The organism is Bacillus sp. S4 (assembly GCF_040838205.1).
Taxonomy (GTDB): Bacteria; Bacillota; Bacilli; order Bacillales; family Bacillaceae_G; genus Bacillus_A; species Bacillus_A cereus_U.
In genome coordinates, this window is sequence record NZ_JBFPJI010000189.1 from 1 (window position 1) to 6,407 (window position 6,407).

The following is a 6,407-nucleotide window of genomic DNA, read 5'->3' on the forward strand; positions in this document are numbered from 1 at the left end:
ATTTAGAATCAACTATAGATGATGGTCACTTGGCTACCGCTAAAATTTCCGGATTTTTACATTTTGAAGGAATTTATAAAGGAAAACGAGGGACATTTACAGCTATAGAGCAAGGGATATTTGATAAAGGAAATCTAGATTCCCCTGCAACAATCATCAAAGCTACTGGTGAATTAGAAAGCTTGAAAGGGTCCTATAATTATAAGTTTACAGGTCAAACCAGTAAACTGATTCTAGACTTTGAATTCTAACAAAATATCTTATAATTTAGCAAAAAGGGCATCCACTGTAATACCAGGAATGTCCTTTTTAAAACTAAATTATACCGAAAAACAAGACTCGAAATTTTCAATGGGAGGAAATGATATGAGGATCACGATACAAGAATATGTGGTCAATGAAATAGATTCAGGACCATATGGAATAACCGTAGGAAAAGACGGAGCATTGTGGTTTACAGAACAGAAAGGGAATCGAATTGGGAGAATAAATGCTACTGGTGAAATAAATTCTTTTCCCATTCCGACAGCAAATGCAGGAGCTATGTCAATTATCTCGGACCAGAACGGTGACTTATGGTTTACGGAATATAACTCAAGCAAGATCGGGAAAATGTCGATGAACGGTCTTTTTGAAGAATATGTACTCCCTACAACGAACGCTGCACCTTTTGGCATAACGGAAGGCCCAGATGGAGCAATATGGTTTACAGAAATGAATAATGGTAGGATCGGAAGAATAACAAAGTCAGGGGAAATCACCGAGTTTGAATTGCCTAACTCCAAATCATCCCCCTCTTTTATTACTCTGGGATCAGACGGTGCATTATGGTTTACACAGAATCAGAACAATAGGATTGGGAGAATAACCACTAAAGGTGAGGTCAAAGAATATCCAATCCCAACACCCAACTCCGGGCCAGTTGGAATTGCGAGCGGACCAGATGGAGCAATATGGTTTGTACAAATCATGGGCAATAAAATTGGTAGAATTACGTTCGAAGGTGAGGTCAAAGAATTTGTTATACCGACGCCGAACGCTCGTCCTCATGCCATAATACCCGGGAAGAACAGAGATCTTTGGTTCACAGAATGGGGAGGTAACCAAATCAGCCGTATTACAGTTGAAGGAGTTATTACGGAATATACGATACCTACAAATAATGCAGAGCCACATGGTATCACGATTTGTCCGGATGGCGATCTTTGGTTCGCTGAAGAGTGTAATCAAATTGGACGTCTAAAAATCATTACGTAATAGGGATATCGTCCATCGCCATCAAGGTAAAATGACATCATATTTCAAAAATAAAAAAGACCAATTACGGTCCTTTTTTCTATCTCTCTTATACAGACACTATCACTGTGTAACTTTATTAGAAACAAGTAATTTTTCAATACATATAGGTAACATATCTAATAGCGTTTCAAATGCGTAATTTACGTCCAGACGCTCCGTCCATTGATGTGCATCTTTTCCTACCGGCCCCATATTTAATACTGGAACGTCAAACTCTTCTAATTCCTGAAGTGGAATTGAATAACCTTTATCCCATAATGGCATATTGTCTACAAGAGAACTCATTGAGTCCAATGGGTTTTGTAAGCCCACATAGCTCAAGTCTGAAATTCCTCCAAAATAATTTTGATTTTCAAATGTAATGCTATGATTATAGTGGGCATACTTTCCCATTTCTACAACTACCTCTTTAATTAAAGGATTGTTGCGTGAACTCACAGCTGGATAGTATGGCGGCGCAAAGAAAAGTACAATCATCGGAGCCTTTTCTTTACATAAGATAGATAATTTGTCTACTAAATCAATGGTTACCGCACGATCATCTTTATCTTCTCTATTTTTTATAATATTAGATTGAATTTCATCTATTTTTTCTCTTCCATGTTGTTCAATTGCATAAGTGATAAGCTCTTCATACGTTAATACATTTACTTTGAGATTAGGCGGTATGAACGGATTATGCTTAGAAAAATGATACGCTCGCTCCTCATACGATTCTTCGATTTTCTCTGCTACTTTCGTTACTTTTTGACGTAATAATGAAACTACATCTGTCATCGTTTTTTCTAGTAAAAACAAGTTAAATAATGTGACAGCACGATGAGGAATTTGTACAGAATAATCCTCCTTTAAGTCTCTTTGAAGCAAGTTAGTTGGTGGTGGACTCGCTTCACCATCTACAATATCACAAAGGTCCGTATTCAACTCTAATTCTGCTGTTAATAATGCAGCCATATAACTCCCATTTAATCCTGCAAAAGGTTCGCCTACATGTGTCTCTTTTCCATAGCAAAGGAAACCAGGTAACACCTTACCAATAGAACCAGTATAAATATACTTATTTTGGTCACCAGGATGCCTTGAAAACATAGGCTCTGAATTTAGAACCGTTTTATACTCTAAGTCATGTTCTCTTGCTAAGTCTAATAATCTCGGAACAGCAGCCCTCATCCCTACAGAGTTCACTTCTTCATCTGGAACAGCTAATAAAAGAACATTCCCATCAAATCTTCCTTCACAAGCTTGCTCAACCATTGCCATTTGTAAAGCTAGACCACATTTCATATCCATTGTTCCTCTACCAAATAGCCAATCTCCTTGTTCTATATCTTCACGTACATGATCTGGTAGCTCATCTTTATGAGAATAAAACATAGATGTTAGCTTTTTAGGGTTAAATGCATCTTCTTTCCACACTCCGTAATCTTGTACATCTACAACATCAAAGTGACTAACAAGAATTACGGTATTTTTCGTACTATCACTTTTCTTTACTAGCGCTGTAACAAAATATCTTCCATCCCCGGTCGGATTTTTTTGCAAATGATGCGGATTTTGTTTGAAATACTGTAAGTCTGATAATTGTCCTACAACAAAGTCTGGTAATATAACTTCAGCTTCTGAACCTGTAATACTAGGAATTTCAACAAGATTGCTTAATAATTGCACTAATTGTTCTTTTGATTGCCACTTTGACATATAAATCCCCCTATTTTTCCGCATTATGAAAATCAATTCCAATATATGAATAAAAAATGACGACAGCTATCAAAATTATAATTCTGATGTACTGCCGATTTTTATTGATATTTCATGAGCTGCTTGTTTTACCTTACTAATAAGAAAAGATAGTCGATCATCATTAATGCGATGACTAATTAACCCAACACTTAATGCTCCTACTACTTTATGATTAAATCCGATAATAGGTGCAGCTACTGAAGCTGTCCCTTCTGTTTTTTCACCATAACTCACAGCATATCCTTCATTTCTTATTTGCTTTATTTGATCGAAAAGAATTTGCTTTTGTTCTGGTAAAGAAGAAAGTAAATGTTCTACAATGTGTTCCATTTCATTCGTGTTCATATTGGCAAGCATCGTTTTATTTGCGGCGCCAATTGAAAGTGGAATCTGTTCCCCTAAGTTATCGATAACTCGAATTTTTAAAGGGCTATCAATTCTTTCAATGATAATAGAATGTGTTCCATTTGGAATGTTCAAATAAACACTTTCTTCAACTTCAGAGGCCAAACGCTTCATTACTTCTCTTGCAACAGATCTGTAGTCTACCTTCTCCAATTGACGTAATCCTATTTCCATCCACATTGGCCCAATCTTGTACTGTTTTGTTTCTGAAATTTGCGTAACTAACCCATGCTCCATCAAAGAGTTCAGTAACCTATGTACTGTACTAACCGGGAGATGTGTTCTATCAGCTATATCAGAAATAGCCCAATACTCTTTTTCATTTGTAGAATTCAGTAACTTAATAATACCTATCGCTCGATCAATGGACTGTACCATAACTCGCCTCAACTTTACTTGTAGTATGTTTAGCCTAATTAACTATCAATTTAACAAAAATTCAAACTGAAATCAATTAATTTATTTAATTTTCTAAAAATAGAGATATAACACTATCAAAAAAATGAAAACGTAAACAAAAAAAATATTGACTTTTCTTTTTAATTATCTGAAAATTAGAACAAGATTTCACATCACGGAATACATTCCATAATACGGAAAAACATCAATCTTCATACTACCAATTATGAAAGTGAGGAAAACAATGACGCAAGTAAACAATACAAACAATGAATTAAAGCGCACGATGAAAGGTAGACATTTATTCATGATTGCACTCGGTGGTGTGATTGGAACGGGGTTATTTAACGGATCTGGTTTTATTATAAGTCAAGCTGGACCTGGTGGATCCGTACTTGCCTTTATGGCCGGTGGATTATTAATGTATCTCGTTATGCTATGTCTTGGTGAGCTTGCTGTAGCAATGCCAGTTTCAGGTTCCTTCCAGGAATATGCCACTAAGTTCATCAATCCCGCAACTGGATTTACCATCGGATGGTTGTATTGGCTAAGCTGGGCGAATACGACTGGTCTTGAATTTACAACTGCTGGTATTACAATGCAGCGATGGTTTCCTGATATTCCTGTCTGGGTTTGGTGTTTAATATTTGGTGTTACAATATTCACTATTAACGCATTATCTGCTCGTAGTTATGCAGAAACAGAATTTTGGTTTTCAAGTATAAAAGTATCTGCCATTATCGCTTTCATTATTCTTGGCGGCGCCGCTATGTTCGGTTTTATTGATTTAAAAGGAAACGAACCCGCTCCGCTTCTTTCAAATTTCGTAAATCATGGTGGTTTATTCCCAAATGGACTTGCCGCTATTCTTTTAACAATGGTTACAGTCAATTATTCCTTCCAAGGTACAGAACTTGTTGGAATCGCAGCAGGTGAAAGTGAAGATCCAGCAAAGACTTTACCTCGTTCTATTAGAAATATAATATGGCGCACGATGTTTTTCTTCGTCTTAGCAATCTTTGTTCTCGTGGCTTTAATTCCTTGGGAAGAGGCAGGATTAACAAAGAGTCCGTTTGTTGCTGTATTTGATAATATAGGTATTCCATATGCAGCTGATATTATGAACTTTGTTATTCTTACTGCTGTTCTTTCTGTCGCAAACTCAGGACTGTACGCCGCAACTCGAATGCTTTGGTCATTATCAAAAAATGATATGGCTCCAGCCTTTTTAAAGAAATTATCATCACGAGGGATACCTCTAAACGCTTTACTCTTGACGATAGCTATTTCTGCTTTTTCTCTTTTGACAAGCGTTGTAGCTGCTGAAACGGTTTACTTATGGCTGATTTCAATTTCTGGAGTCATTACAATTATTGTTTGGATGTCAATTTGTGTTTCTCAATTCTTTTTCCGTAAACATTATTTAGCCGAAGGTGGAAAATTAGAAGACTTAAAATTTAAAACTCCACTTTATCCACTTGTACCAATTCTTGGTTTTGGATTGTACGGCATTATATTAATAAGTCTTATCTTTATCCCAAGTCAAAGACTAGGAATCTATTGCACTGTACCATTTATCATCTTTTGCTACACCTACTATCACTTTAAGATAAAGAAAAGAATTGCTACTAACACTCATACAGAGACTAAAATTAGCGAAACTTCTTAATACTATACTTAAAAGCCCGCACATTGCTTTTACTTCATGTGCGGGTTTTTCTCATTGCTTTATTCATTTTTCCAGGTCCCCTATTTCCCCCTTACTATTGCAAGGATTATTTAGGCGAACTATAAGTTGAAGAGTTATCCTCAAACGAGTCAGTATTGCTATATCCTTTAGCTCAGATTTCAATTGTATCTTGCTTTTGTTTCCCAAGTTCTGCGAAGAATGATGTCGGTATCGTTAATGTAGTAAATGCTACACCAGCAATTATGATTTTTTACTGTTCATAAGTTGCTGATTTTCCTTACTATTACTCTTTTGTTTTGATATATTAAATACATACTACGTCACATTAAAAATTAAAAGACAGACAGGAGTTAGATACGATGATAAAAGGTTTCGGAGGAATATTTTGGAGAACTAAGAATCTTGATGTTATAAAAAAATGGTACAGTGAAGTGTTGAAGATTGAAATAGAAAATTGGAATGGGACTGTGATTAAACCCGAATTAGGAACTGAGACTATCTTTTCTTTCTTTGCCGAGAATGACAGTTATTTTCCTACAGAACAACAAGTGATGTTAAATTTCCAAGTACATAATCTAAACGAGACTATTCAGCATCTTGAACAAATTGGTGTACCTCTTGAAAAGAAAGAAGAGATTAGTGAATTTGGAAAGTTTATTTGGATTAAAGATCCTGAAGGTCGATTGATCGAACTTTGGGAGAAATAGCCGGTTGTAATCATTCGCTATTAAGCTAACAGGTGCTTTAGTTCAATAAAAAAAGTTGATTCCTTTGAAGTGCACCTTCGTTTATTAGACACAGTCTAATAATCGGAGGTGCACTTTTTCAATCTAAATTAATACTTTTAATAAAATCAAAATGATTTTCATCAGCT

6 protein-coding genes are annotated in these 6,407 nt (G+C 35.8%); 4 read left to right on the forward strand and 2 right to left on the reverse strand.

What is annotated here, in order from left to right; genetic code table 11:
- Positions 1 to 251: DUF3224 domain-containing protein (locus AB3X48_RS15750; protein WP_367959723.1), on the forward strand; the 251-nt coding region annotated here is incomplete at its 5' end.
- A gap of 115 nt (positions 252 to 366) precedes the next feature.
- Complete coding sequence (locus tag AB3X48_RS15755; RefSeq protein ID WP_088099282.1) at positions 367 to 1,257, forward strand: Vgb family protein; 891 nt, start codon at positions 367 to 369, stop codon at positions 1,255 to 1,257.
- A 102-nt stretch (positions 1,258 to 1,359) separates the two neighbouring features.
- On the opposite strand, the gene AB3X48_RS15760 is transcribed toward AB3X48_RS15755, so the two are convergent.
- Entirely contained in the window at positions 1,360 to 2,997 is a 1,638-nt protein-coding gene (locus tag AB3X48_RS15760) for a M20/M25/M40 family metallo-hydrolase (protein WP_088099283.1), read from the reverse strand.
- A 75-nt stretch (positions 2,998 to 3,072) separates the two neighbouring features.
- Positions 3,073 to 3,822 carry an IclR family transcriptional regulator gene (locus tag AB3X48_RS15765; protein WP_002120836.1) on the reverse strand — a complete coding sequence of 250 codons (750 nt, stop codon included), beginning with the start codon at positions 3,820 to 3,822 and terminating at the stop codon, positions 3,073 to 3,075.
- A gap of 265 nt (positions 3,823 to 4,087) precedes the next feature.
- Here AB3X48_RS15765 and AB3X48_RS15770 point away from each other — a divergent pair, with 265 nt between their 5' ends.
- Together AB3X48_RS15770 and AB3X48_RS15775 are read left to right on the forward strand one after the other, a co-directional pair.
- On the forward strand, positions 4,088 to 5,512 hold the full coding sequence (locus AB3X48_RS15770; protein ID WP_002161112.1) for an amino acid permease: 1,425 nt from the start codon (positions 4,088 to 4,090) through the stop codon (positions 5,510 to 5,512).
- A gap of 380 nt (positions 5,513 to 5,892) precedes the next feature.
- A complete protein-coding gene (locus AB3X48_RS15775; RefSeq protein ID WP_002033235.1) occupies positions 5,893 to 6,240 on the forward strand; it encodes a VOC family protein in 348 nt (115 codons plus the stop codon).
- Positions 6,241 to 6,407 lie beyond the last annotated feature (167 nt).

Coding starts and splice junctions, on each gene's coding strand:
- AB3X48_RS15770 (WP_002161112.1), top strand. CDS start 4,088: ATGACGCAAGTAAACAATACAAACAATGAATTAAAGCGCACGATGAAA.
- AB3X48_RS15765 (WP_002120836.1), bottom strand. CDS start 3,822: ATGGTACAGTCCATTGATCGAGCGATAGGTATTATTAAGTTACTGAAT.
- AB3X48_RS15760 (WP_088099283.1), bottom strand. CDS start 2,997: ATGTCAAAGTGGCAATCAAAAGAACAATTAGTGCAATTATTAAGCAAT.
- AB3X48_RS15775 (WP_002033235.1), top strand. CDS start 5,893: ATGATAAAAGGTTTCGGAGGAATATTTTGGAGAACTAAGAATCTTGAT.
- AB3X48_RS15755 (WP_088099282.1), top strand. CDS start 367: ATGAGGATCACGATACAAGAATATGTGGTCAATGAAATAGATTCAGGA.